A 24,078-nucleotide genomic window follows, 5' to 3' on the forward strand; every position below is an offset into this window, starting at 1 on the left:
TTTTAAGATTTAGTATGCTCATTTTACAATGTAGATCTGAAACTTATGGCAAATCATAATCATATAAAAGATCATGTTCATGAAGGCCGCACAGAAGAAATGGAGCCCCATCATTCCGAACATGAGAAGCATCAACATTCAACTTCCTCAGAAAATACTCATCATGCTCACATGCATCATCATAAAAAGGCTGATGAGCATAGTGAAATGAATCATGATCATGGAAACCATCAGCATGGTGAACATAATCACGCCGGACATGAAGGTGGAGGACACGATCATCATGAGCACCACGCCCACATGATCGAAGATTTTAAAAAACGCTTCTGGATTTCTATGCTAATTACTCTTCCAATTGTGGTAATGGCTCCAATGATTCAAGAACTATTAAACTTTGAATTTAGGTTTAATGGAGATCGTTATGTGCAATTCGCTTTATCTACCATTGTCTTCTTTTACGGAGGTTGGCCATTTTTAAAAGGGCTAAAAGATGAGATAAAAGACAAAGCACCCGGCATGATGACCTTAATCGCTCTGGCAATTTCAGTAGCTTATTTTTATAGTAGTGCAGTGGTATTTGGCTTAGAAGGAAAGATTTTCTTTTGGGAGTTGGTGAGTTTAATTGACATTATGTTGCTCGGCCACTGGATTGAGATGAAGTCTGTAATGGGGGCATCAAATGCTCTACAAGAGCTGGCTAAATTGATGCCTTCTGAAGCTCATTTAGTTAAAGATAATGGCGAAACAGAAGATGTAAACATTAAAGATTTAGAAGAAGGTGATGTAATTCTTGTAAAACCCGGAGAGAAAATTCCGGCTGATGGAGAAGTTAAAGAGGGAAAAAGCCATGTAAATGAATCTATGCTTACTGGCGAATCGAAACCGGTTGCTAAAAAAGAAGGCGATGAGTTAATTGGTGGTTCTGTAAACGACAAAGGTTCTTTAAAAGTAACAGTACGCCATACAGGTGAAGACTCTTACCTCAACAAGGTTGTTAAAATGGTGAGCGAGGCACAAGAAGCCAATTCTAAGACGCAGAACTTTGCCAATAAAGCGGCAGTTTGGTTGTTTTATGTGGCTCTAGGTTCAGGCATAATCACACTAATTGTATGGTCTGCAATCGGAAAAGAGTTTGAATACTCTTTGGAAAGAATGGTTACAGTAATGATTATTTCTTGCCCGCACGCATTGGGTTTGGCTATTCCTTTAGTTGTGGCAATATCTACAGCAGTATCTGCTAAAAAAGGCTTGCTTATAAGAAATAGAACAGCTTTCGAAAATTCTAGAAAAATATCCACCATTATATTCGATAAAACTGGCACACTTACCAAAGGAGAATTTGGAGTAACTCGATTCGAATCTGTATCAGAAGATTACTCTAAAGAAGAAATCTTAAAAATTGCCGCCGCATTAGAAGCCAATTCAGAACACCCAATTGCAACTGGTATTCTTAAAAAAGTAGAAGAGTTAGAATTAAAATTTGAGGAGTCTAAAGATTTCGAAAATATTACTGGTAAGGGTGTAGAAGGTAAGCTCAATGATAAAAAGGTAAATATTGTAAGTCCGGGATATTTAAAAGAGCAAAATATCGATTTACCCGAAGGAGCTTTTCAAGACGAAGTAGAAACAGTGGTTTTCTTATTGGTGAATGATGAACTAAAAGGATATATCGCCTTGGCTGATGAAATAAGAGAAGATGCTTTTGAGGCAGTTAAAACATTAAAAGAGCAAAATATTAAAGTGCTGATGGCTACAGGTGATAATGAAAAGACAGCCAAAGCAGTGAGTGATAAATTGCAATTAGATGGCTATTATGCGGAAGTTCTGCCAGAAGATAAGCAGCAAATTATTAAAGACCTACAAAGCAAAAAAGAAGTAGTTGCCATGACTGGCGATGGTGTAAACGATGCACCGGCTTTGGCTCAAGCTAACATAGGTATCGCAGTCGGTTCAGGAACTGATGTAGCGGCTGCCACTGCCGATATTGTTTTGGTTAACAGCAACCCGAAAGATATTGCAGCACTTATTTTATTTGGCTCAGCCACTTATAAAAAAATGGTGCAAAATCTGTTTTGGTCTGCTGGTTATAATATTATTGCAATACCATTAGCGGCTGGGGTATTAGCTCCAATTGGAATTATTTTGAGTCCGGCAGTAGGTGCAGTGCTAATGAGTTTAAGTACAGTAATAGTTGCGGTAAATGCCCAGCTACTTAAAAAACAAATGAAAGTTTAAAATCTTGATGAAACTCAATTTATTAGTAATAAAGACGGAAAATCCCGAAATGCTCAAAATGCAATATGAGTGTTTCGGGATTTCTTTTGAATATCATCAACATGGCAAAGAACCTTTCCACTATGCTGCTGAAATAGACGGATTAGTTTTCGAGATTTATCCACTACCAAAATCTATTATTCGAGCTGAAAGCTTTAATAAAGCCAACAATCTATTAGACCAAACTCGACTTGGTTTTACAGTAAGAAATCTAGATGCTTTAGTTAAGCAATTGGAAGCTAGTAATTGGGAAATAATATCAACACCCAAAGAAATGCCTTGGGGAAAAGTCGCAATTATAGCAGATTTAGATGGTAGAAAAGTCGAATTAAAAGAAACATTGTAATCACCCATTTTAAGATGATTCTTAAATTAATCGTCTTTTTCTGTTAGTTTAGGAAATATTTTAACCATTAATCAACCTATGAGCTATACAAAATTTAGAGACAATAATATTACTGAAGAATTAGATCGCCAGTTTAACCTATTTTACCTCTCATTACACAGAAGTAAGAAAAGCAAAGGACTTATTTCTAATAAAAAGGAACTTGAGTTAGACTATAATAAAGTCAGTAACATTGCCATTTACGATATCGCTAACGATAAGACCAGCTATTTTTTTGATAAGGTTGAAGACGATGTAGAGATTACCCATTTTCTCTATGAAAAAAGCTATTGTGAAGAAGACCAACGAATAACCTATAATAGAATTAGCGGTAAGGTTAAAAATATCACTGATATTGCCAAAAGAGAACTTTACAATCGAGTAGTAATTTGCCAACTCAATGAAACTACCTTGGTAAAAAAGCTTTGGAGTTTTAAAAAGAATGGAGAAGATAAAAAGCTAATTACCGAAATGGACGCGGCAACCGATTGGCGAATCGATGCCTACAACCTCAAAATTATCACCTTTAAGCGCTACGAAAGCAAAGTTGAATTTAATGAGTTTGGTTACTGATTTATAAAGCTTTGCAATGTCAAAATTCAAAAAAGTTCTAAATCTGTTTTTATGTATAACTCTGATAGTTACATTCTCAAAATGTACATGTGAGCAAACTGAATTTAATTGGAATGGCATCAGGCCAGAAGTTAGGGCAGATGTTGAACTCTTTGAAGGTTTTGAAAGAATTGCCACCAATTATATTAGTAGAGGAGGTGAAACCCCTAATGAATGGTATTTGAAGAGTGCTATTATGCAAAATGCTACTGAAAAGGAGCTTATCAGTCTAACAGATTACCCAGTAAGTTCAATTCGAGCAGTTGCATTAGATGCACTTTTAAAAAGACCAAATACAGATCATTACAAATGGATAATGAAAGCGCTAAACGATACTACTGGATTTTTTGAGTTTCAAGTAGGTTGTATAAGTGATGTTCAAATGGTAGGAGAATATATAATACAAAGTAATTCAATTGTTAAGATTGATTCTCTTTTTCTTCCACCACCACCAATTCAATCGAAAAAGATATTTTTCTCAAAAGAGCAATTAGAAAGCATCAAAGTATTATATAAAGAAATGCTAGCAAGAAAATGGGAATATTATTATGATTTTTATAAAGATGAAATGGTTGAGTTTGAACTAGAGTAACCCTAGTTATATATGAGTTATAATGAATTTTTTTAAGATGAAAGTCACCATCACTTCTATTGAATTAAAAGGCCCGCTTAAATTTTTTGCGCTATCGGCAGAAGCCTTACAAATTCTTAAACAGTTGAAGGCTTCACACTGTAAAGCATTTAAAAAAAGAGGAATTTGGACAATGCATTATACCATGACACTATGGAATGATGAAAGTGAATTAAAGACCTTTGCCAAAAGCGGTGCCCATTTAGAAGCCATGCACAAAAGTAAAAGCATCGCAAAAGAAATTAGAACCATCACTTTAGATATGGACAGCCTTCCTGATTGGAATACCGCCAAGCAACTTTTGAAAGATGCGAATGTGCTTAGATTTTGATGTTATCACCAAAAAAAAGTAAATATACCTTGAGATGTTATTAGAGAAATTAAATACGTTTAAGGTTAAATGATATTTTAACTTTAAATAATTATATGAATAAGCAAATTATTTTTCTTTGCCTTTTTATTTTAAGCCAACTTACTGCTTTCTCTCAATCACTGGAGGATATTATTTTAGAATCAATTAGCGAAGTTGAAAAAGGAAATTTTACAACTGCATTAGAAAAATATAATTTAGGTATTTCTAAATATCCTAATGAACCAGTTCTATATGTTCTTAAAGGAGAGCTGTTTACAAAATATAATAGGAAGTTAACAATGGATCCTGAGGTTTATAATAATGCTTTAGAGCAATATAACCTTGCTTTGGAAATAGATTCAACTTATGCTCCTGCCTATAATTCAAGAGGATTACTAAATGTATTTCACCAAAAATTTGATCTTGCAATAAGTGATTTTACAAATGTTCTAAAATATGCAGAAGATGATGCTGAAATTCAATTTAATGTTTTTATGGCAAGAGGAGGAGCAAAATCGTATTCAAAAGATTATAAAGGAGCGATTGCTGATTATAATGAAGCTATTAAAATTAGGCCAAATAGTGCTGGTATTTATATTAATTTAGGTGCAATACATGCAAATCTAAAGGATTATAAAAAAGCAGAAAAAAATTACCAAAAAGCACTTGAAATTGAACCTGAGAACGGTTATGCATTGAATAATTTTGGCATGTTTTATATACGCCAAAAAAATTACAATAAAGCTGTAGAAATACTCCAACAAGCTATTAAAATTACAAGTGACGATCCTCTCTTACATAACAACTTAGGTTTTGCAAAACTGAAATTAGGTGAACCTGATGATGCACTTATTCTAATAAATAAGTCTATATCGATATATCCTCAAAATTCCTATGCATTTAAAAACAGAGCATTGGTATATATCGCAAAAAATGAAATTGAAAAGGCTTGTGCTGACTTAACTAAAGCAAATGAACTAGGATACAGTATTACTTACAACAATGAAGTAAACGAATTATTAGATAAAAACAACTGTAAAGATTAGTTTTAAAGCAATCTAATTTTTTAACTTTTGCCCACAATGAACTTCAGCAAAATACCAAATATCATTAAAGGCATACGGAAGTATTATCAGGTGTCAGATGAGTCTTTAAAAGAAGTCACTGGGTATTTTGTTGAAAATAGTTTTGCTAAAAATCATTTATTAACTCGCGCTGGAGTAAAAGATAATTTTGTTTACTTTATTGAAAAAGGTTGCTTGAGAACTTATTTGCTTATAGATGGAAAAGAAGTAACCAATTGGTTTAGTCAAGAAGGTGAGATCACCTTTTCTTCTAATGCTCTCTACCACCAAACTCCCGGCTTCGATTATGTAGAAGTGTTGGAAGATGCTCAGATTTTTACAATTCCCATCAAAAAGCTCAATGAACTATACGAAACAAATATTGAGATTACTAACTGGGCGAGGGTAATCCATCAAGAAGTACTTTTAAAAATGCAGACTTTACGCATCGATCGCTTATCGCTTTCTGCCAAAGAAAGGTACGATAAGTTTCTACTAGAAAATCCCGGATTAATCAATAGAGTAAATTTGGGTTATGTGGCTTCTTATTTAGGCGTTACGCAACAATACCTTAGTAATTTGCGAGCCAATCAACGATTTTAATATAGATGAAATTTTAAGGGCTTTTTCATGCTTATTTTTGGTTTTCAATAAAACAATAGAGTATGAAAACGGAACTTCAAAAATGCCTTGATGGCGAAATTTTCAATACTTCAGACGAAGAAATTCAAAGTTTTATTCACAAGGCGAGGCAGCTTACCAAAGCCTATAACCAAACACCTAGCACCGCAAAAGAAGAAAGGCAGCAGATTTTAACTTCCCTTTTTGGTAACATAGGCAGCAATGTAAATATCGATACACCCTTTTTCTGCGACTATGGCAGGCATATTTCTGTAGGTAATAATGTGATTATAAACATCAACTGCACATTTGTAGATTGCAACAAAATTGAGATTGGCAATAATGTGTTAATCGCTTCCAATGTACAAATCTACACGGCTACACATCCGGTAGATATGCAAGCGCGATTGGTAGAAAACTGGCAAGATACAGACGATTCACCCTATTTTAGAACTTATGCCGAACCTGTTAAAATCGAAGATAATGTTTGGATTGGTGGTGGAGTAATTATATTGCCGGGAGTTACCATCGGTAAAAATTCAGTGATTGGAGCTGGAAGCATTGTAAACAAATCTATCCCGCCCAATTCACTCGCAGTAGGCAATCCATGTAGAGTAATCAAAGAAATTAATAAGTAAGTCTTTGATGTCGCTTATAATGAGTTTTTCGAATCAAAGTTGGCCTTGGTCAAATCACGTTAAGAATTTTTGAAATGATTTCGTGAATAAAAATCCAATGTTTGAGTGTAACGAGTTGTGGATTTTTTAGAAATCATGGAGGAAATTTAGTGAATTTGTCCACAGCCTTGATTTTTTGGCGGTCGGCCGCTGCCGTACTTTTGAATCAAGTCAAAAGTACATAGGTAAAACATTTATCGCTCAACTATTTTCTCTAATTTACTTTCAATTTTAAAAACAACATTAACTATAAATGAAAAAAATCAAAGCAGTAATATTCGATTTGGATGGCACCATTGCGAATACATTACCACTGGCTGTTAAGGCATTTAGAAAAGCCATTGAGCCATTAATCAACCGCTATGTGACAGACGAAGAAATTTATGCGACCTTTGGCCCCACTGAAGAAGGTACGATCAAAGCCTTAATTCCTGATCATTACGATGAAGGTGTAGAAGGTTACTTGTCTAATTATGAATCTTTACACTCAACCTGTCCAGAACCATTCGAAGGTATTACAGAACTGCTCAATTATTTAAAAGAGCATGATATTAAAACAGCTATGGTTACTGGAAAAGGCAGACGTAGCGCAGATATTTCTCTGGAATACTTTAAGCTAACTCCATTTTTTGAAATACTAGAAACTGGTTCTGTAGAAGGACCTATTAAACCCAAAGGTATTAGAAATGTGCTAGAGGCTTTTCCAGAAATCGCAAAAGATGAAATAATTTATGTGGGCGATGCTCCAAGTGATATTACTGCTTGTAAAGAAGTAGGAATACCTATAGTAGCAGCTGCTTGGGCAGAAACTGTTGAACCAGATAAATTAATTCCTTTAAAACCAGACTACATCTATTACAAGGTAAGTGATTTTGTAGAATGGTTAAAGGCTAATATTTAATAGAGAACACACAGTATTTAAGCTGTTTTTTGATTTAATAAGCCAGTTGAATTTACTATCTTTAGTATACTGAGGAAGCAAACTTCAGCATAACTCAGCATCAATAAATAACTTCAAAAAGTGAATATGAGAAAGATAGTATATTACGTAGCCTGTTCTTTAGATGGGTATATTTCAGGTTTAGATGATGATATAAGTGGATTTGTGGGAGAAGGCAATGGCGTTGAAAAATACCTGAAAGATCTCGCCGATTACGACATAGTAATTATGGGAAAGAAAACCTATGAGTTTGGTTATAAATACGGACTTAAACCCGGTCAACTGGCTTATCCTCACATGAGCCATTATATTTTTTCAAACTCCCTCAAATTTGAAAGTAAAGACCCTAAACTCCATTTACGAGATGTCGACATCAACGAAATTAAAAAACTGAAGGAAGAATCTGGATCAGATATTTATCTATGCGGTGGTGGTGTATTTGCTGGTTGGCTTCTAAAACATAAGCAAATCGATTTGCTTAAAATCAAACTCAATCCATTTATACTCGGCAATGGAGTAAGGCTATTTGGCAATTCAGATAGAACAGTGCAATTAGATTTACTCGATACTGCGGAGTATGAAAAAGGTTTGCAGATAATGACTTATCAGATAAAGTATTAATATCTATTCATCGGCTTGTCTAAAAGCTATAGTTGGTTTACTTTAAACTAAATATTTAACCAGTTAAAGTAAATTATAAAAAAATGGAAATATTAATTATAACAGGACCTCCATACTCTGGAAAAGGAACACAATGCGACATATTAAAAGAGCAGCTTGATTTCACCCATATTTCTACAGGAGATAGATGCAGAAGTGAAAAGCAAAATAAAACTGAAATTGGTAAAATTATGTCGGCTTATGAGGAAAAAGGAGACTTAGTTCCTGATTCAATCATGAAAGATCTTTTTAGTCAGATTTTAGATGAAAATAAAGATAAGAATGGAATTATTCTCGATGGTTATCCTAGAACGAAATCTCAAGTTGATGATCTTATTGATTTGACAAATGCTAAGAACTTGCAAATTGGTAAGGTCTTAAATATAGAAGTTCCAAAAGAAGAACTGCTAAAAAGGGCAAAGAAAAGAGCTGAAACTTCAACCAGAAAAGATGATAAGGATGCTAGTATCCATTTAAAAAGAATCGATGTTTTTGAAAGTTCAACTAAACCTGCTGTTGAGTATATGAAAACTAAGTTAAAAGTAGATTCTTTTAATGGCTTAGGTTCTGTGGATGATATAACTGATAGAATTAAATCCTGTTTGTGAGACTTAACTCATCATTACTAACTACACTTTAAGATGCTTTAACCCATAATACATTCATACCATGAAAACACTTTTTTACCTGTTTCTAGCCAGTATGGTTATTTTTAGTTGTAGTGATAAAAGTGCCGAAAATACGAAAGAAGAAACGGCTAGTACAAAGTTGGATAAAAAGCCCGGTTGGTGGAAAGAAGGTGTTATTTATCAAATCTATCCACGGAGTTTTAAAGATACGGATGGTGATGGAATTGGCGATTTGAAAGGCATTATCCAAAAGCTAGATTATATAAAAAGTTTGGGTGTAGACATGGTTTGGCTCAATCCGATTTACAGCTCACCAAATGCAGATAATGGCTACGATATTAGCGATTATAGAAACATTATGGATGAGTTTGGTACTATGGAAGATTTCGATATTATGCTAAAAGGCATGCATGATAGAGGAATTAAATTTGTGATGGATGTAGTGGTTAATCACAGTAGCGACCAACACGAGTGGTTCAAGCAATCGCGAAGTTCCAGAGATAATCCATACCGCGATTATTACCATTGGTGGCCTGCCGAAAGAGGTAAACCCAATTACCGATATAGTTTGTTCGATGCAAAAGGCGAGGCTTGGAAATACGATTCGCTCACAAATGCCTATTATCTCCATTACTTCTCGCAGCAACAGCCAGATTTAAATTGGGAGAATCCTAAAGTTAGGCAAGAAGTGTATGATGTTATGAAATTCTGGGCAGACAAAGGAGTTGATGGATTCCGTCTCGATGCATTTCAATATGTGGCAAAAGATACTACTTTTCCGGCTTTGCCAGAAGGGTATGAGAAAGAGGTGATCAAATACTATGGAATGGGTCCAAATCTGCACGATTATTTGCGAGAAATGAATGAGGATGTATTGAGTAAATATGAAGTATTTGCGGTTTCAGAAGGAGCGGGAAGTACTTTTGAAGATGCACACTCACTAGTAGATGCAGACCGAAAAGAATTGCAAATGGTTTATCATTTTGAAGGGATGGACGTGGGTAATAGCTTAGATAGATACAAACTTGCCGAGTTTAAAAAAGTCTACTCCAAATGGGATTCTGCCTTCTCAGAAAAAGGTTGGCTTTCTATTTTTCTGGCAAATCACGATGTGGCAAGAATGGTTTCTAAGTTTGGTAACGATAGTCCCGAATACCGAGCAGCTTCATCAAAAATGCTCAATACTTTTATTCTAAGCATGCGCGGTACGCCTTATTGTTATTATGGAGATGAGTTGGGCATGACCAATATCGATTTTGAAAAAATTGAGCAATATCAAGACATTGCAGCACAGAATAGTTTCATAAAAGCAAAGTCTGAAGGTGCTGATATGGAAGCATTTATGGAGACTTTAAACTTTCTTTCAAGAGATAATGGCCGAACTCCCATGCAGTGGGATGCCACCGAAAATGCAGGCTTTACTGCAGGAACTCCCTGGCTACCAGTTAATAATAATTATCAGGAGATTAATGTTACCGCCCAAGATAAAGACCCGAATAGCTGTTTAAACTATTTTAGAAAAATGGTGGCATTTCGTAAAAACAATCCGATTTTGGTCTATGGTGACTACGAATTAGAACTTCCTGATGATGAACAGATATTTGCTTACACCAGAACACAAGACGATAAAAAACTCTTGATTTTACTTAACTTTTCAACAGAACAAGCTACCACCAATATTTCAGAAAGGTTTAATCTAAAGCAAGAGCCAGTTATCAATAACTATCCATCTGTGAGTATGGAAGATACAAGTCTTGTGTTAGAACCCTATCAAGCATTAATTTTCGAAGTTGAAAAGAGTTTATGAGATTTTTAAACTAGCCTAATCATTTTAATTTAAAGTAGTCTACTTATTTATCTCCTTGATTTTTAATAAAGAGAGGATAGAAATATATTTTCTGATAATTTTTCGCACTTCACCACCACACCGTAAATACCTTACGTTCTGCGCTACTTTCTTTGACGAAAAACGAATAAACGACATTCTTTTCCACTTTAATAACCAGTTATGAAACAAACTAGCCATACAGGATTTTGGGACAATTCAGATTATGCACTAAAAAATTATGTGTGTGAACCGCTAACAATGGAATTACTCATGTCTGTAGAAGATGAACTGGGGTATAAATTGCCACAGTTTTACATCGAGATGATGAAAAACCAGAATGGAGGTTTGCCTGTAAATACCTGTTTTCCAACAGAATCTTCAAACTCTTGGGCTGGTGATCACGTGGCTATTACTGGCATTTTCGGAATAGGTAGAGACAAGCCTTATTCTTTATGTGGAAATGGTGGAAGCCAGTTTATGATTGAAGAGTGGGGTTATCCTGAAATTGGAATTTGTATTTGCGATTGCCCATCGGCTGGCCACGATATGATTATGCTCGATTATAGAAAGTGTGGTAAAGATGGCGAGCCTCAGGTTGTTCATGTAGATCAGGAAGGAGACTATAGAATCACTTTTGTAGCAGAAACCTTTGAAGAGTTTGTGAGAGGTCTGGTAAATTGGGAGGTTTTTGATACCTCAGAAGCAGATTTGAAAAATAAACTCCATGCTATCGAAACCGGCAGATACTCTGATAGATTACAAGATTTACTAACAAAAGAAGGTGCATTTGGTGAGCAAATGAGCAATCAGTTGCGTAAGCTTCTTATCGAACTAACAACACAAAAAGGATATTTTGCACTGCATGCAGATGCACTTTCTTATCTGGTTTACGATGTGCAATTTTATTTATTTGCTAAGCATCAGATAGTTAAAACTGGAGAACAATAGCTCAAAGAATATCCGCGATTGATTGCGCTAGGTAATAATGATATTAATACAGGAGGTTATGCTCCGGGCTTTGTAGAAGACTGGCTGAACAAGCGAATAGAAGAAAATAAGATTCAGTCAGATACTTCTATAGGTTTACATTTTACTCCTGAGTTTGAAAAACAAATACTCAGCGAATTAGCCAAGTATCAATAATCACAAACTATTCATATATCCTATACTCATTATAGAGAAGATAAATTTGCTGAAGCTATTTTAAAAAATCCTTTAAATTGAGATTTTTAAGCAAAATTGATGAGCAAATGAAAAAAGAACAATGTCCAATTTGTTACAGTGAGTTAGAAACAAAAACTTGTGCACCATGTGATGACTGCGGGCTTTTTGATGTAGAAATCGAACATTTTCACCAAAAGATTCATACTTATACTATATACAACATATACAAAGATTTAAAGCTGCAATTGTGTAATTTATGTTATATGGAATTTGGTTCTTATTCAAATGAATATTTGGGCTTTAAAAAAGAGAAACGACTTAATTTAATTGATTTTGAGGTAGTAAAACAAATACATAATCCTCAATTAGAAATAGATAAATTTTGCCCTGATTGTTATCACAGGTTGAAGTTCTTGAAATTTATAATAGAATTGAGAGAGCTTGCTGATAAAGAAGACTAACTACCCATAGTATTTCCTAGAAATATTTGCACTAAAAACCTCATTTTTAGGCAATATTTAGTGTTTTTACACCTATTTAATAAGATGAAATATTATCTCTATATCATATTAATTTCAATAGCAGCCTGTAACTCAAACAATATTGAGAAAGAAAACCTAGATATGGAATCTGTTATTTTGGATACTATATCTTCAAGTCAGTTGAAGGCAAATGTAGAGTTAATGAGTGAAGACACATTTTTTTACACTAATAGACTACATAAGCAGATCGCAGAGAATAGTAATCTTGATATGTTCAAAATTAATTTAGAAGATAAATTAGATATTGTAGGATTGGTTGTAGACGAAATACAGTATAAGCAAGGAGAAAATGTAAATTCTTTTTTAAGGAAAAACATATCAGGTTTAGATACTATAGATTTTAATTGGATTAAAAGTATCGAAGTATCAACTGATCTGAGAGGTGATGATACAAAAATATTTCTATTTAATAATGGTAAGCTGATAGAAGTAAAATGATGCCAGTATTCTGAGTATTTATATTATGAAAATTGAAATATCAACAGGTAAAACTAGCAAAACATATCTGAAGCATTTTTCCCAGTTTGTTTTTCCTTCGGTAGTGGAGTTGATCTATGCATTATTCCACCATAATCAGCTAGAAGCTACCGAAACAAACGAGGTAATTTATTCTCTTATCAAAAGTCTGGGTTACAATTCTGTCTACGATATTCCTGCCAAGGAATTAAGCATGTTAGAAGATTACTACTATCAATTAAAAGAGATTGAAGAGGCTGGGTTTGACTCCGAACAACTGCTATACTTATTGCTAGCCAATCTCAAAAATGGTAACCTCATTATGCTGGTCGATCAACAAGTTCAATTCGATTTTAATAAAAAAATCAAGATAACTGATCAATCGGTAATCTCATTCATAGACAATAATATCATACAATCAATAGAATTCAACACACTTTAATTATGGGCTTATTTGATAGACTTTTCAGCAAGAAAAACTCTGGTGATACACAAACCGAAAATGTGAAGTCGCTAGAAACAGAAATGCTAGATTTATTACTAGATTGGTTTGCAGCTGCTGGTGTTTCGCAAGATCAATTTCAAGAATCTTTTTACGAACCAGTAATGGAAATTTTTTTAGCAAAAGATTCATTTAAATGGCATTTAGAGAACGAAACTGAAAAGACTAAGCAGAAATTATACATTACACTTGCGGGGCTTTACCTTGCCAATAAAACCGTTGATAACCGATATTTAAAGCAGTTTCTAGAGATATTTTTAGATAGAAATTTTAATTCTTATCTCGTTACAGATTTTGTAAAAGGATATAATTCTGAATCATTATTTAATGAGCATCCAGAAGTTAAAAACATATTTATTGTAGGTTCTAATTTGTTTCAGCTTTGCCATGCAATACATGTAAAAGCAGATGTTAATTTCAGTTATATAAGTGGGTCTACTAACTTTTTGGGGGCACAAAAATATGTAGCTAATAATCAGATTTTCGAAAAGGTTTTCAAATACGTTTGTGCGCAAAAGTTCGATGAGAAAGTCTTCTTTTTGCTAGAAGTAGCCAATCATCAATCTTACAGAAGAAGGCAGGCTGATGAAACACCTATCAACTATTACGAAAAAGAGATTGAGAATGCCCTGTTTGAAGCTGTAGAAGAAATTAATGCAGACAATAAATTTAAGTTGAACTATGAGATTTTGCTGGATTATCAGCAGACTTTGCTATCTGTCGAAAAAACTGAGCTTTGGAAAAACACAGACTATAAAAAGAGAAAATATTTAAAGCTTAAAGATTTCGAAGATGTTCAAAGTTTCATTAAAAAACATCAGAAACAAGCGGCTGAAGTGATTGAAAATTTATGCTACATTTTCAATTTTAAATATGTAACTAGCGATTTGTACAAGCTCTATGCAGAGGTTTTCAATCAACTTATAAAAGCAACTGAAATTAGTGCTAATCACTTATATAAGTTGATTAGTGCAAGTTACAAGACTTCGAATTATGTGTTTGTAATGGAAAATTTGATTACTCCTTTATTCGAACCAATTAGCAAAAAGACATTTTACGAGCATCCAGTAGTAAGTGCTTATGAGTATTTTATTTATCAGCATGCCAACAATTCGGGTTACGAAAAAGGGATGGAATTGCTCAAAGCAGTTTGTAATTCTATTGAAAATGAAGAAGAGCGCGAGTTTACCAAAATGAAATACAACTTGGCGATTTCAACTACAAATGTGTATTTCGATAGAAATCCATTTTACCTCAATCTGGATAAAAAAGCCCAACAAACCAAAGTAATTCAGTCGATTATAGATCAACTCAATATGATCTTGCCAACGGCACTAAAATCAATTAAAAATGTAAATTATTATGGCTACGATAATGATTACTTTTTTACCATAAAGATAGATGGTGAAGACAAGAAAATCAATTTTGATGTAGTAGGGGATATCAATGCCGTATTAGCTGAGAAAAAGACTGGTTATAGAATGCTACCGATACCAGTAATCTCTTATCAGAATGATAAAACAACTAAGCAATATAGAGTCTCATTAGCATTTTTTAATTATACACAATTAGAGCTACTCAAAAATTATGTAGATGTTAATTTTAGTGAGTTCGAAGAAAAAAGTATTTACCAAGAAACTGAGTTCGTCAATAAGAATGCTCCAGCATTATACAAACTAAAACCTTTGAAACCCCAATTGGTAAATGATGCATCTGTAGCGAATAAGTTTACTACAGATACAAACTGGTCTTGGTTTAGAGATACATACACTTCCACATTAAGCAGCAGCGACAAATGGGATGAACTGATGGCTGTAATTATTGAATGTTCAGGCACAAAAAAGCCCAACAAAAAATGGTTTGCAGAACTCCAAAATGAGATTGAGAAGTTTGGAAAGGAGCAGTATTTTAAAGAGTTGTCTGTAATTATGCCTTCGTCTTTAAAAGAAGATTTCTGGTTTTTTGATAACTACACCACTGCGCTAAAAGGGATTATCTGGTCTTGTACATACAAAATGAGTGATACCGCCGCAGCCATTGTGAGTAATATTGTAAAGGCTGCTTATACCAAAATTCCAGGTATTGGACCAAGGTCGGCAAGCATGGGTAATTTGGGATTATTAGCTTTAGCAACTAGTGGAGACGATCGCGCTTTTGGTATGCTCAATATGCTGAGAAATAAAACTAAGTACCAGCGATTTGTAAAAGCTATAGATAAACACTTAGAGATTTTTACGGCTCATTCTGATACTGATTCGGAGTTATTGGCTGATAAATCTATACCTAAAATGGGTTTTGAGCATAATACGAAAACTATTTCAGTGGCTGAATACCAAGTGGTTTTTAAGTTGGAAAAACAGAAATTGACTAAAGTTTGGTTGGATGAAAAAGGCAAAGAAACCAAAACAACACCAACAGATTTTAAAGAAAACCATGCAAAATTACTAAAAGAAGTAACAGAGGAGTTTAAGCAGATAAATGCCATTTTTAAAGATGCCAAACTAAGAATAGAGACTTATTGGAAATACAACAGAACTTGGACTGGCAAAGACTGGCTCGAATATATCTATACGCATCCATTTATGAACCAGTGGATACAAGGTTTAATCTGGACAAATGAAACTTCGAAAGAAGATTTTATTATCAGAGAAAATGAGTTGGTAAAACTAGATGGAGAGATTGCTAAAATTGAAGAAACCGACCAGATTTCACTTTGGCACCCAGTAACTGCGAGTGAAGAGAATATAACAGCATGGCAAAACAAAGTTTGGAAAGATAAAATTGAGCAACCAGTTAGACAGGCATATCGCGAGCATTACCCTTTCTCTAAAACGGAATCTCAGATGACAGCCTCACCAAGGTTTGCCCATCACTTTTTGGAGGTGAGAAAACTGATGGCAATTGCCAATAATACTGGTTGGATTTTTACCTATGTACATGAGGATGTAAACTGGCCAAGGGTTTATATAAAACAGCTAGATATTACCGCACATATCAAATGCGATTATAATAGGTCTGATGTTTCAATACCGACCAAAGAGCTTATGATTACCAAAGGAGATAGCACCAAGATATCTTATGGCAGCAAGTTGGAAGCCTTGAAGTTTGAGACAATTCCTACTAAAGCTTTATCTGAAATATGTAGAGATATTGATTTATTTATTGCGACAACCAGTGTGGCGCACAATCCAGAACTTTCAGAAAAAACGGAATTATTAGGCGGTTACAGAGAAGACTTTGTAATGGGGCAATTCTCTGAAAATGGGAATTCGAAAATCAGAAAACAGATTCTAGGGCAATTGATTCCATTGTTAAAAATCAATTCTTCTGGTTTTGAAGGTAATTTCTTTATCGTAAATGGTAAGATCAATTCTTATAAAATCAATTTAGGAAGTGGTTTTGTGCAAATCAAAAATAGCCAGAAACATATCAATCTAATGCCAGATGTTTCTAAGCTAAAGAAGAAAGCCATTTTGCCAATCAAAGACGATGAAACGCTCTACATCATATTAGCAAAAGCATTATTCCTTCAAAACGATGACCAGATCACGGATGAAAAATTACTAAGTGCGATTAAGCCAGTTTAGCTTGAAAAACATCTCCTGCCAAATTACAATCTTTTGTAGTTTGGTGGGGATTTTAACAATTATATATGCAAAACAACAAACTTTTAAAGTCAGGTAATTTTAAGATTAAATTTTTAGCTCAATCAGCAGTTTTTTTAGTCCCCTTACTTATCTTTCTTATACCTGCTTATTATATTTCTCTTCATAATTTAGATAAAAATATTCATCCATTTCTCATATTACTTTCATCAATATTATTATTGGTTATCGGCTTCTATTTAGCTACTTGGATAAAAGAATTAATAAAATTTAATTGGTTTATTAATGCTTTTGTAAGTAGTGAAAATGTTTTTGAATTAAAGAAGATTGCTGTTTTAAAAAAGTTATTAGAGGAAGAAGATTTAGAAGACTACCTAAAAGGAAAAACTGGATTTCCAATATTCATATCTAATAGAACAAGAAATAGACTTGAACAAATAGAAAAATCATTTAAGCAAAGTAGAAAGCCAAAAAATCGAATTGAAGAAGATGTTGTGATCCATTATTCCATAAAAAAAATATTAAGACAAGTTGTAATCGAATGTTTTTCAATTTGGCTATTCGTGATGCTAATTATTATTGCTTTTGTGAAATTAGAGTATCTATACCTTACCTTAATAGGTTTAATTGTACTTGTACCTATTCTGTTTTTTTATAAAGATGAGTTGAAAAAAGTATTTAGTGATAGAAGGAAGTTAGTGATAAGTAAAGATCAGATAATTGAGTATGATAAAGCTCAAGTATATGAATATGATTGGAGAAATATAAAAAAGGCTACAGTAAAGCTTAAGACTATAGAGAATAAAGATTATTATTCAATTTATTTAAACTTTAATAATAGAGGTAAGAAAGTCTATCTAGTAGATTTTGTCGAAATTTCGATTGATAACTTGGAGATGGCACCTTGGGAAATATCAAATTTAATCAACTACTAATTGATATTTATTTTTGAAAAGTTTTCTTATCTCTAAATTTCATTGAAAACCCATCCATTAATTATTGATCTCCACTGTATTTGATTATTTTGCTTACCTATTAAAATCAAATAAAACTTCTTCTATGCCGCATTCAGATTTGAAAGATAAACTGATTAATTATTTTCTGAAATTCGCAGAGCTTACTCAAGAGGAGAAACAAGCTATTGCTGATAGTGCTAATATTCTGGAGTTTAAAAAAGGGACTGTTTTATTAGAGCAAGGGCAAATTAGTAAAGAAATTTATTTTGTTCTAAAAGGCTGTGTAAGAGAGTTTTATGTGATAGAAGGAGAGGAGAAGACTTCTAATTTTTTCACAGAAGAGCAGTGGGTTATTTCATTGAAGAGTAATACTCATAAAACACCAGCAGATCACTTTTACGACTGTTTAGAATATTGTACTTTGCTAGTTGCCGATGAAGAAAAATACAATCCGATGTACGAAGCCTTTCCAAGATTCGAGCGTATTTCGATAGATATTTTACAGCATGAATTTGCAGTGCAGCAAGATATGCAAGCTACATATGTTACAAATTCCGCTGAACAACGCTATCTGAACCTATTAAAAAACAGGCCTGATCTCCTGCAAAGGGTTCCTCAATATCAGCTAGCCAGTTTTATTGGAGTTAAACCAGAAACGCTAAGTCGTATAAGAAGAAGACTTGCCGCAAAATAATCTGCACGCTATTATAAGTTTTATATGGTGATGACAACATTTCCAGATTTGCGGCCAGTATCTACATATTTGTGAGCTTCTATACATTGCTGAATGGAATAACCTTTATCAATCATTGATTTTAGCTTTCCGTTTTCAGCCATTTGTAAAACTTCTTTCAGCAATTGTATTCTGTTTGCTACAGAAGCTGCACCCGTAGCAGTAAAAATCACTTTCTTTTTGCTCAAAATAGATGTCCAGATCATGTTACCTAACAGTGCAAAACTCAAATTAACTGTTAAGAAACAACCAGTTGCTGAAAGCATATTTTTACTTGTGCTAAAGCTATATTTTCCAACTGCATCAAAAACGATATCAAATTTTTGCTTGTAAACTTGTTGTTGAATTGGACCTTGTTTGTAATCAAAAACTTTGTCTACACCCAGAGATTTTACCCAACTGAGGTTTTGCGTACTACAAACTGCGCTTACATCTGCACCATAATTATTGACAATTTGTACAGCATAGGAACCAACAGCTCCTGATGCACCAATAATCAAGATTTTCTGACCTGCTTTAATCTTAGCGATTTTCAAAAAGTTTAAGGCTGTAACTGCACTATTAGAAAGTGGAACAACATCTTCAAAAGATAATTTAGGTGGTATTTTTAAAATCAAATCATCTTCTGCAATGCATTTATATTCAGCATAACAACCTAAAGTGGTAGAGCCTCCAAATACCAAATCACCAGTTTTTAATTGCTTTACATTTTCGCCTATTGCTACCACTTCGCCTGCAAATTCGTAACCGGGAATTTTTCTTTTAGGACCATTTATGCCAGTGTACAACCTTCCAATATAAGGCGTTCCTTTTCGCATTTGTGCATCAGGAGCTGTCGCAGTAGAAGCTTTTATGGCAACTAAAACTTCATTGTCTTTGGGAACAGGTTTTTCCATTTCAACTAGGTTGAATACTTCTGGTGATCCGTAATTTTCATATACAATTGCTTTCATTCGATTTTGATATTGAGTGATGTAGCAAATGTATTCTCAGCCAAGAGCAGATCTCGTTGACAATTGTCAAGAAGTATATTAAATACAAAAAAATACCTCCACCATGAATTTTCACGATAGAGGTAAATTTTGATAAGATTTATTTATTCCTAATCTTCTGGATAGGGAATGTAAACAAAGTTTACGAAGTCTTTATCTACTACAAATAGGCAGCAGAATTCGTCTGGGTCTTTGAACGCCGCTTTAAATTCTTCTATCTTTTCTTCGTCTACCAATTGCCTCTGTATAAATTCATCCAAATAAGAAAAATGGTAATTCCACTCTAACTCCAAATCAGTTTCGTCTTTAGCGATGAGTAATTGCCCCACTTCAATTTTATCCTGAGAAATAGGAAATATTGGGTACTCAGCAATTTTACGTGCTCTTAGCAAGTAAGCTGCTTCTTTTAATGTATTCGATACTTTAATAAAATCATTGGTGATTTTCCCAAGATACTTACCGTCTAATTCTGGATCGTTCTGCATAATTTCTTCAAATTGATTAGTTAAGGTATATCACAATTAATATTTAGGGAATTTATTTAAATCTTCAGTTCCTTTGTAATGAATTACCTGAAAGCCCATTTTTTGAGCTGCTTCTATATTTTTCAGGTTATCATCTATAAATAAGCTTTCTGTAGGTTCAATTTCAAATCGGCTAATTGCCAGTTTGAAAATCTCTGGGTCTGGCTTAATCAGTTTTTCTTCACCAGAAACCAGTATATCTTCAAAAAGATCATAAAAGGCATATTTGTTCCTTACAAGTGGAAACTTTTCTGCAGACCAATTGGTAAGTGCAAAAATTCTATATTTACCAGAAGCAGCCAGTTTTTCCAAAGCATCTACTGCTTCTGGAAAAGTACCTTTTATTGTAGTTTCCCACTGCTCATCATAGGCCTTTATTTCTTTTTCATATTCTGGATGTTTATCGATGAGGATATTTACTGCTTCTGCAAATGATCTGCCTGCATCTTGCTGCACATTCCATTCAGAATTGCATACATTCTCAAGAAACCATTGCATCTTGTTTTTATCCTCAAACAAAGAGTTAAACAGATATTCCGGATTCCAATCCATTAAAACTCCACCCAAATCGAATATGATATTTTTAACTGGCTTCATTTATCAATCTTTGCTACCGAACCACTCGATATAAGTTTTCATGTCTTTATCACCTCTACCAGAAAGGTTAATCACAACTGTTTCTTCTGGTTTTGCTTTTAGTTTTGGCAAGTAAGCCAGTGCATGAGCAGATTCCACCGCAGGAATAATTCCTTCTAATCGGCTACATTCAAAACCTGCATTCAAAGCTTCTGCATCTGTAATTGGGAAGTAGTCGGCTTTAGCAGTTTTGTATAAATAAGCGTGTGCTGGGCCAATTCCCGGATAATCTAATCCTGCAGAAACTGAGTGAGGTTCAATTACTTGTCCGTCTTCTGTTTGGATTACCAATGAGCGACTGCCGTGTAGTACTCCTTCTTTACCCAATGTAAGCGTAGCAGCGGTTTTGTCTGTGTCTATACCAAATCCACCAGCTTCTAAACCAATTAGTTTTACATTTGGGTTATCTACATAATGATAGAAGGCTCCAATAGCATTGCTACCACCACCTACACAAGCAAGCACATAGTTTGGATCTTGGCTACCAGTTTTTTCTGCCAGTTGCTTTTTAATCTCTTCGCTAATTACCGATTGGAAAATAGCTACCATGTCAGGGTAGGGATGAGGGCCTACCACAGAGCCAATTACATAATGCGTATCTTCTGGGTTGTTAATCCAGTCGCGCATGGCATCGTTGGTGGCATCTTTTAACGTTTGGCTACCACTAACTGCTTCCACCACAGTAGCACCCAGAAGCTTCATTCTTTCTACATTAGGTTTCTGTCTGGCAACATCTACTTTTCCCATGTAAACCACACAGTCTAAGCCCATTAATGCACAAATGGTTGCTGTAGCTACACCATGTTGACCTGCTCCGGTTTCTGCTAAAATTCTTTTCTTGCCTAATCTTTTAGCTAAAAGAATTTGACCAATAGTATTGTTTACTTTATGTGCACCAGTGTGGCAAAGGTCTTCTCTTTTTAAGTAAACATTGGTTTGGTATTTCTCAGAAAGTCTACTCGCATAGTAAAGCGGAGTAGGTCTGCCAACGTAGTCTGTTAAAAGATGTCTAAATTCTTTTTGGAATCCTTCTTCGTTGATAATGCTTAGATAGTTTTTTACCAACTCTTCTATATTTGGATGCAACATTTCGGGGATATAAGCTCCACCAAATTTGCCGTAAAATCCTCTTTCGTTAACTGTTATCATTTTATATGTCTAATTTTTTGATAGCTCAATTATTGGCGCTTAAGCCATTTCATGTATTTTCTTTACAAATTCGCCTGTTTTCTCAAAGTCTTTTAATGCCGGCTCAATTTCAAATTTGCTATTGATATCTATGGCATATAAGCCTTTTAAGTCAAGCGATTGAATATCTTTAAAATGTTCGGGAGCTATGCCACCACTTAAAAAGTAAGGTTTATCTCCTGAATAATTTTTGAGCAAAGTCCAATCGAATGTATATCCATTACCACCGGGAAGTTTGCCTTTTGTATCAAATAAATAAAAATCGACTACTTTGTCAAATGGTTTCAACCTTTCGAAATCAAAATCTTCGCCTACACTAAACACCTTTATGATAGAAATTTCTCTTGAGTCAAGTAGCGATTTTAAAGCTTCGCAAAACTCAGGACTTTCAGCTCCATGTAGTTGAATAGAATCTAACTGATATTTCTCTACCGTTTCTTTTATTTCATCCAAAGTGGCATTTACAAAAACACCGGTTTTGCAAACATAGCCGGGAATAAACGCTGTTACTGCCGGAGGCATTTCTCCTGCATATCTGGATGACTTTTTATAAAAGATAAAGCCCATATAATCTGGTGGTTCTTCCAGTACTTCAAGAATATTTTTCTCGTCCCGCATGCCACAGACCTTTATCTTCATCGATTTTTAGCTTAATTTATAAATTTTACTAGACTGCTTATCCGAAACAGCCATTTTTGATTGTAAACTTCAAATTTAAAAAGCTCATTCGATATTCCCGAATGCTTAATCAAAATAGGTTTCTTTTTCCGGATTTCTTTTAAAATCGAATAACATATTGATTTGCGATTCTGTTACCCGATCTACAGAAAGTTCTGGTAAATCGTCTTCGGCAAAGAAGCTGACATCTAGGGTTTCCATACCGGTTTTTAGTTCGCCACCAGTTCTTTCGCAAAGAAAAAACATTTTATAGGCATGGTATGGATCGTGTGGATGAGGGTGCTTGTGTTTATCACAAACAGCTAATAGTCTGAGGGCTTTAACTTCTATGCCACTTTCTTCCCAAACTTCTTTGCAGACTATTTCTGCAGGAGAGTAATTTACATCGGCCCAACCTCCGGGGAGAGACCATTTGTTGTCGGCAATTTCTTTAATCATCAAGATTTTATCGCCTTCAAAAACAACACCTCTGATATCTACTTTTGGGGTTTGGTAACCAGTGGCACTGGCAAATAATTCTTTTACTTTTTCTACAGGTTCTTCTGAGATTTCAGCCATTATTTTTACACTGATGTCACGCAGTTCTTCGTAACGATCAATGTCGTACATACCTTCAGAAAAGGTGAGGCCGTTTTGTGCAATTGCCTGTATACGTTTTGCTACTTCTATCCAGTTTAAAGCCATAATAATTTTTTTATTGACACAGTGCAGGCAGATTAGGCTTTTCTGCCTGCGAACTGCTCAAAGCTAGGCTTTTGCAACTGGAATGGAAAGAAGTTGCAACTCTTTTTACTTAGTGAATACTCACATGGTTCAATTGCAATTTAAGTCTGTAAACAGACTGGTAATTCTCAGGGTCTAGATAGAAAAGTTCTAATTCCTTTTTAGTGTCTTCGTCAATCAAATGATACAAAGGTTGAGGAAGTTTATCAGAACCAGTAAGAGACTTTCTAATTTTTTCATCCCATTGCGAATAGTAGTTATCAAAATCTTCTGGTCTTACCATTTTTCTGCAATGTGCATTGTTGCACAATAATGGTATCTCATGTTTTACATTGAAGAGGCCATATTCATCAGTGATTTCTTCTCCAGGAAAAATATCTCTAATGGCTATTTCGAAACCATAAGCTGTGCTAATAGTATTACAATTGCAGCAATGGTTTACATATTTAGCATGATCCCAACTGATGATATGAACCCCTCTTTGGTCTATGTATGAATATTTTTCGATTACCTCTTTCATTTGATCAGAATGTTTAGCGTAATCTTCAGGACTAATTTCTATCTCTAGGCTATCTTTTACATAAACAATAGTGCCTTCTGGAATAAATGTTTTAGCAAAAATGCCTAATCCGACAGCGTCATTTATAAATCGTAGTTCAGTATCTGGGTGAATCATGGTAAAAAATTAAAATTATTTTTTGACCAT

At 34.3% G+C, this 24,078-nt stretch carries 27 protein-coding genes; 20 read left to right on the top strand and 7 right to left on the bottom strand.

All coding sequences use genetic code 11. The annotated features are described in order from the left end of the window. Window positions 1–99 precede the first annotated feature (99 nt). The 20 genes from OQ292_RS18365 to OQ292_RS18460 all read left to right on the top strand — a co-directional run bounded on the left by OQ292_RS18365 (window position 100) and on the right by OQ292_RS18460 (window position 18,592). Window positions 100–2,235, top strand: a complete 2,136-nt coding sequence (locus tag OQ292_RS18365) for a copper-translocating P-type ATPase (RefSeq protein WP_284686021.1) — start codon at window positions 100–102, stop codon at window positions 2,233–2,235. A 7-nt stretch (window positions 2,236–2,242) separates the two neighbouring features. Beyond that, window positions 2,243–2,620, top strand: coding sequence for a VOC family protein (locus tag OQ292_RS18370; protein WP_284683604.1), 378 nt, complete (start codon window positions 2,243–2,245; stop codon window positions 2,618–2,620). A gap of 78 nt (window positions 2,621–2,698) precedes the next feature. Further along, window positions 2,699–3,232 carry a hypothetical protein gene (locus OQ292_RS18375; protein WP_284683605.1) on the top strand — a complete coding sequence of 178 codons (534 nt, stop codon included), beginning with the start codon at window positions 2,699–2,701 and terminating at the stop codon, window positions 3,230–3,232. A gap of 16 nt (window positions 3,233–3,248) precedes the next feature. Further along, window positions 3,249–3,863 carry a hypothetical protein gene (locus OQ292_RS18380; protein WP_284683606.1) on the top strand — a complete coding sequence of 205 codons (615 nt, stop codon included), beginning with the start codon at window positions 3,249–3,251 and terminating at the stop codon, window positions 3,861–3,863. Between the two features lie 37 nt (window positions 3,864–3,900). After that, window positions 3,901–4,233, top strand: coding sequence for a DUF3291 domain-containing protein (locus OQ292_RS18385; RefSeq protein WP_284683607.1), 333 nt, complete (start codon window positions 3,901–3,903; stop codon window positions 4,231–4,233). Window positions 4,234–4,328: 95 nt separating this feature from the next. Continuing rightward, on the top strand, window positions 4,329–5,300 hold the full coding sequence (locus OQ292_RS18390) for a tetratricopeptide repeat protein (protein WP_284683608.1): 972 nt from the start codon (window positions 4,329–4,331) through the stop codon (window positions 5,298–5,300). Between the two features lie 36 nt (window positions 5,301–5,336). After that, window positions 5,337–5,921 (top strand): Crp/Fnr family transcriptional regulator, encoded by a 585-nt coding sequence (locus tag OQ292_RS18395; RefSeq protein WP_284683609.1) that lies wholly within the window; start codon window positions 5,337–5,339, stop codon window positions 5,919–5,921. A 62-nt stretch (window positions 5,922–5,983) separates the two neighbouring features. Continuing rightward, complete coding sequence (locus tag OQ292_RS18400; protein ID WP_284683610.1) at window positions 5,984–6,577, top strand: sugar O-acetyltransferase; 594 nt, start codon at window positions 5,984–5,986, stop codon at window positions 6,575–6,577. A gap of 292 nt (window positions 6,578–6,869) precedes the next feature. Then, on the top strand, window positions 6,870–7,517 hold the full coding sequence (locus OQ292_RS18405; RefSeq protein ID WP_284683611.1) for an HAD family hydrolase: 648 nt from the start codon (window positions 6,870–6,872) through the stop codon (window positions 7,515–7,517). Between the two features lie 126 nt (window positions 7,518–7,643). Further along, window positions 7,644–8,177: a dihydrofolate reductase family protein gene (locus tag OQ292_RS18410; protein ID WP_284683612.1), complete on the top strand. Its 534-nt coding sequence runs from the start codon at window positions 7,644–7,646 to the stop codon at window positions 8,175–8,177. 83 nt (window positions 8,178–8,260) lie between these two features. After that, the gene (locus OQ292_RS18415) at window positions 8,261–8,824 is read left to right on the top strand and encodes an adenylate kinase family protein (protein ID WP_284683613.1); all 564 of its coding nucleotides are present in this window, start codon (window positions 8,261–8,263) and stop codon (window positions 8,822–8,824) included. A gap of 61 nt (window positions 8,825–8,885) precedes the next feature. Continuing rightward, window positions 8,886–10,652: a glycoside hydrolase family 13 protein gene (locus OQ292_RS18420; RefSeq protein WP_284683614.1), complete on the top strand. Its 1,767-nt coding sequence runs from the start codon at window positions 8,886–8,888 to the stop codon at window positions 10,650–10,652. A 201-nt stretch (window positions 10,653–10,853) separates the two neighbouring features. Beyond that, entirely contained in the window at window positions 10,854–11,621 is a 768-nt protein-coding gene (locus tag OQ292_RS18425; RefSeq protein WP_284683615.1) for an SMI1/KNR4 family protein, read from the top strand. Between the two features lie 18 nt (window positions 11,622–11,639). Further along, complete coding sequence (locus OQ292_RS18430; protein ID WP_284683616.1) at window positions 11,640–11,816, top strand: hypothetical protein; 177 nt, start codon at window positions 11,640–11,642, stop codon at window positions 11,814–11,816. A gap of 107 nt (window positions 11,817–11,923) precedes the next feature. Continuing rightward, window positions 11,924–12,298 (top strand): hypothetical protein, encoded by a 375-nt coding sequence (locus tag OQ292_RS18435; RefSeq protein ID WP_284683617.1) that lies wholly within the window; start codon window positions 11,924–11,926, stop codon window positions 12,296–12,298. Between the two features lie 84 nt (window positions 12,299–12,382). Next, complete coding sequence (locus OQ292_RS18440) at window positions 12,383–12,817, top strand: hypothetical protein (RefSeq protein ID WP_284683618.1); 435 nt, start codon at window positions 12,383–12,385, stop codon at window positions 12,815–12,817. 25 nt (window positions 12,818–12,842) lie between these two features. After that, entirely contained in the window at window positions 12,843–13,277 is a 435-nt protein-coding gene (locus OQ292_RS18445) for a hypothetical protein (RefSeq protein ID WP_284683619.1), read from the top strand. A gap of 2 nt (window positions 13,278–13,279) precedes the next feature. Further along, complete coding sequence (locus OQ292_RS18450; RefSeq protein WP_284683620.1) at window positions 13,280–16,924, top strand: DUF4132 domain-containing protein; 3,645 nt, start codon at window positions 13,280–13,282, stop codon at window positions 16,922–16,924. Window positions 16,925–16,989: 65 nt separating this feature from the next. Next, window positions 16,990–17,877: a hypothetical protein gene (locus tag OQ292_RS18455; RefSeq protein WP_284683621.1), complete on the top strand. Its 888-nt coding sequence runs from the start codon at window positions 16,990–16,992 to the stop codon at window positions 17,875–17,877. Between the two features lie 124 nt (window positions 17,878–18,001). Further along, window positions 18,002–18,592: a Crp/Fnr family transcriptional regulator gene (locus OQ292_RS18460; RefSeq protein WP_284683622.1), complete on the top strand. Its 591-nt coding sequence runs from the start codon at window positions 18,002–18,004 to the stop codon at window positions 18,590–18,592. A 20-nt stretch (window positions 18,593–18,612) separates the two neighbouring features. Here the strand turns inward: OQ292_RS18460 and OQ292_RS18465 are convergent, their stop codons facing one another. The 7 genes from OQ292_RS18465 to OQ292_RS18495 all read right to left on the bottom strand — a co-directional run bounded on the left by OQ292_RS18465 (window position 18,613) and on the right by OQ292_RS18495 (window position 24,048). Further along, on the bottom strand, window positions 18,613–19,584 hold the full coding sequence (locus tag OQ292_RS18465; protein WP_284683623.1) for an NAD(P)-dependent alcohol dehydrogenase: 972 nt from the start codon (window positions 19,582–19,584) through the stop codon (window positions 18,613–18,615). A gap of 149 nt (window positions 19,585–19,733) precedes the next feature. Beyond that, on the bottom strand, window positions 19,734–20,108 hold the full coding sequence (locus OQ292_RS18470; protein WP_284683624.1) for a hypothetical protein: 375 nt from the start codon (window positions 20,106–20,108) through the stop codon (window positions 19,734–19,736). Between the two features lie 36 nt (window positions 20,109–20,144). Further along, window positions 20,145–20,744 (bottom strand): HAD family hydrolase, encoded by a 600-nt coding sequence (locus OQ292_RS18475; RefSeq protein ID WP_284683625.1) that lies wholly within the window; start codon window positions 20,742–20,744, stop codon window positions 20,145–20,147. 3 nt (window positions 20,745–20,747) lie between these two features. Beyond that, the gene (trpB, locus tag OQ292_RS18480; RefSeq protein ID WP_284683626.1) at window positions 20,748–21,932 is read right to left on the bottom strand and encodes a tryptophan synthase subunit beta; all 1,185 of its coding nucleotides are present in this window, start codon (window positions 21,930–21,932) and stop codon (window positions 20,748–20,750) included. A 39-nt stretch (window positions 21,933–21,971) separates the two neighbouring features. Continuing rightward, window positions 21,972–22,610, bottom strand: a complete 639-nt coding sequence (locus OQ292_RS18485; RefSeq protein WP_284683627.1) for a phosphoribosylanthranilate isomerase — start codon at window positions 22,608–22,610, stop codon at window positions 21,972–21,974. Window positions 22,611–22,715: 105 nt separating this feature from the next. Next, window positions 22,716–23,333: an NUDIX hydrolase gene (locus OQ292_RS18490; RefSeq protein WP_284683628.1), complete on the bottom strand. Its 618-nt coding sequence runs from the start codon at window positions 23,331–23,333 to the stop codon at window positions 22,716–22,718. A gap of 109 nt (window positions 23,334–23,442) precedes the next feature. Next, window positions 23,443–24,048: an SET domain-containing protein gene (locus OQ292_RS18495; RefSeq protein ID WP_284683629.1), complete on the bottom strand. Its 606-nt coding sequence runs from the start codon at window positions 24,046–24,048 to the stop codon at window positions 23,443–23,445. Between the last annotated feature and the right edge of the window lie 30 nt (window positions 24,049–24,078).

The sequence above is a fragment of the Chondrinema litorale genome, from assembly GCF_026250525.1.
In the GTDB taxonomy this organism is placed as follows: Bacteria; Bacteroidota; Bacteroidia; order Cytophagales; family Flammeovirgaceae; genus Chondrinema; species Chondrinema litorale.

What these genes read in the sequence shown, in the direction of transcription:
- OQ292_RS18365 (WP_284686021.1), top strand. Translation starts at nt 100, where the DNA reads ATGGAGCCCCATCATTCCGAACATGAGAAGCATCAACATTCAACTTCC.
- OQ292_RS18370 (WP_284683604.1), top strand. Translation starts at nt 2,243, where the DNA reads ATGAAACTCAATTTATTAGTAATAAAGACGGAAAATCCCGAAATGCTC.
- OQ292_RS18375 (WP_284683605.1), top strand. Translation starts at nt 2,699, where the DNA reads ATGAGCTATACAAAATTTAGAGACAATAATATTACTGAAGAATTAGAT.
- OQ292_RS18380 (WP_284683606.1), top strand. Translation starts at nt 3,249, where the DNA reads ATGTCAAAATTCAAAAAAGTTCTAAATCTGTTTTTATGTATAACTCTG.
- OQ292_RS18385 (WP_284683607.1), top strand. Translation starts at nt 3,901, where the DNA reads ATGAAAGTCACCATCACTTCTATTGAATTAAAAGGCCCGCTTAAATTT.
- OQ292_RS18390 (WP_284683608.1), top strand. Translation starts at nt 4,329, where the DNA reads ATGAATAAGCAAATTATTTTTCTTTGCCTTTTTATTTTAAGCCAACTT.
- OQ292_RS18395 (WP_284683609.1), top strand. Translation starts at nt 5,337, where the DNA reads ATGAACTTCAGCAAAATACCAAATATCATTAAAGGCATACGGAAGTAT.
- OQ292_RS18400 (WP_284683610.1), top strand. Translation starts at nt 5,984, where the DNA reads ATGAAAACGGAACTTCAAAAATGCCTTGATGGCGAAATTTTCAATACT.
- OQ292_RS18405 (WP_284683611.1), top strand. Translation starts at nt 6,870, where the DNA reads ATGAAAAAAATCAAAGCAGTAATATTCGATTTGGATGGCACCATTGCG.
- OQ292_RS18410 (WP_284683612.1), top strand. Translation starts at nt 7,644, where the DNA reads ATGAGAAAGATAGTATATTACGTAGCCTGTTCTTTAGATGGGTATATT.
- OQ292_RS18415 (WP_284683613.1), top strand. Translation starts at nt 8,261, where the DNA reads ATGGAAATATTAATTATAACAGGACCTCCATACTCTGGAAAAGGAACA.
- OQ292_RS18420 (WP_284683614.1), top strand. Translation starts at nt 8,886, where the DNA reads ATGAAAACACTTTTTTACCTGTTTCTAGCCAGTATGGTTATTTTTAGT.
- OQ292_RS18425 (WP_284683615.1), top strand. Translation starts at nt 10,854, where the DNA reads ATGAAACAAACTAGCCATACAGGATTTTGGGACAATTCAGATTATGCA.
- OQ292_RS18435 (WP_284683617.1), top strand. Translation starts at nt 11,924, where the DNA reads ATGAAAAAAGAACAATGTCCAATTTGTTACAGTGAGTTAGAAACAAAA.
- OQ292_RS18440 (WP_284683618.1), top strand. Translation starts at nt 12,383, where the DNA reads ATGAAATATTATCTCTATATCATATTAATTTCAATAGCAGCCTGTAAC.
- OQ292_RS18445 (WP_284683619.1), top strand. Translation starts at nt 12,843, where the DNA reads ATGAAAATTGAAATATCAACAGGTAAAACTAGCAAAACATATCTGAAG.
- OQ292_RS18450 (WP_284683620.1), top strand. Translation starts at nt 13,280, where the DNA reads ATGGGCTTATTTGATAGACTTTTCAGCAAGAAAAACTCTGGTGATACA.
- OQ292_RS18455 (WP_284683621.1), top strand. Translation starts at nt 16,990, where the DNA reads ATGCAAAACAACAAACTTTTAAAGTCAGGTAATTTTAAGATTAAATTT.
- OQ292_RS18460 (WP_284683622.1), top strand. Translation starts at nt 18,002, where the DNA reads ATGCCGCATTCAGATTTGAAAGATAAACTGATTAATTATTTTCTGAAA.
- OQ292_RS18465 (WP_284683623.1), bottom strand. Translation starts at nt 19,584, where the DNA reads ATGAAAGCAATTGTATATGAAAATTACGGATCACCAGAAGTATTCAAC.
- OQ292_RS18470 (WP_284683624.1), bottom strand. Translation starts at nt 20,108, where the DNA reads ATGCAGAACGATCCAGAATTAGACGGTAAGTATCTTGGGAAAATCACC.
- OQ292_RS18475 (WP_284683625.1), bottom strand. Translation starts at nt 20,744, where the DNA reads ATGAAGCCAGTTAAAAATATCATATTCGATTTGGGTGGAGTTTTAATG.
- trpB (WP_284683626.1), bottom strand. Translation starts at nt 21,932, where the DNA reads ATGATAACAGTTAACGAAAGAGGATTTTACGGCAAATTTGGTGGAGCT.
- OQ292_RS18485 (WP_284683627.1), bottom strand. Translation starts at nt 22,610, where the DNA reads ATGAAGATAAAGGTCTGTGGCATGCGGGACGAGAAAAATATTCTTGAA.
- OQ292_RS18490 (WP_284683628.1), bottom strand. Translation starts at nt 23,333, where the DNA reads ATGGCTTTAAACTGGATAGAAGTAGCAAAACGTATACAGGCAATTGCA.
- OQ292_RS18495 (WP_284683629.1), bottom strand. Translation starts at nt 24,048, where the DNA reads ATGATTCACCCAGATACTGAACTACGATTTATAAATGACGCTGTCGGA.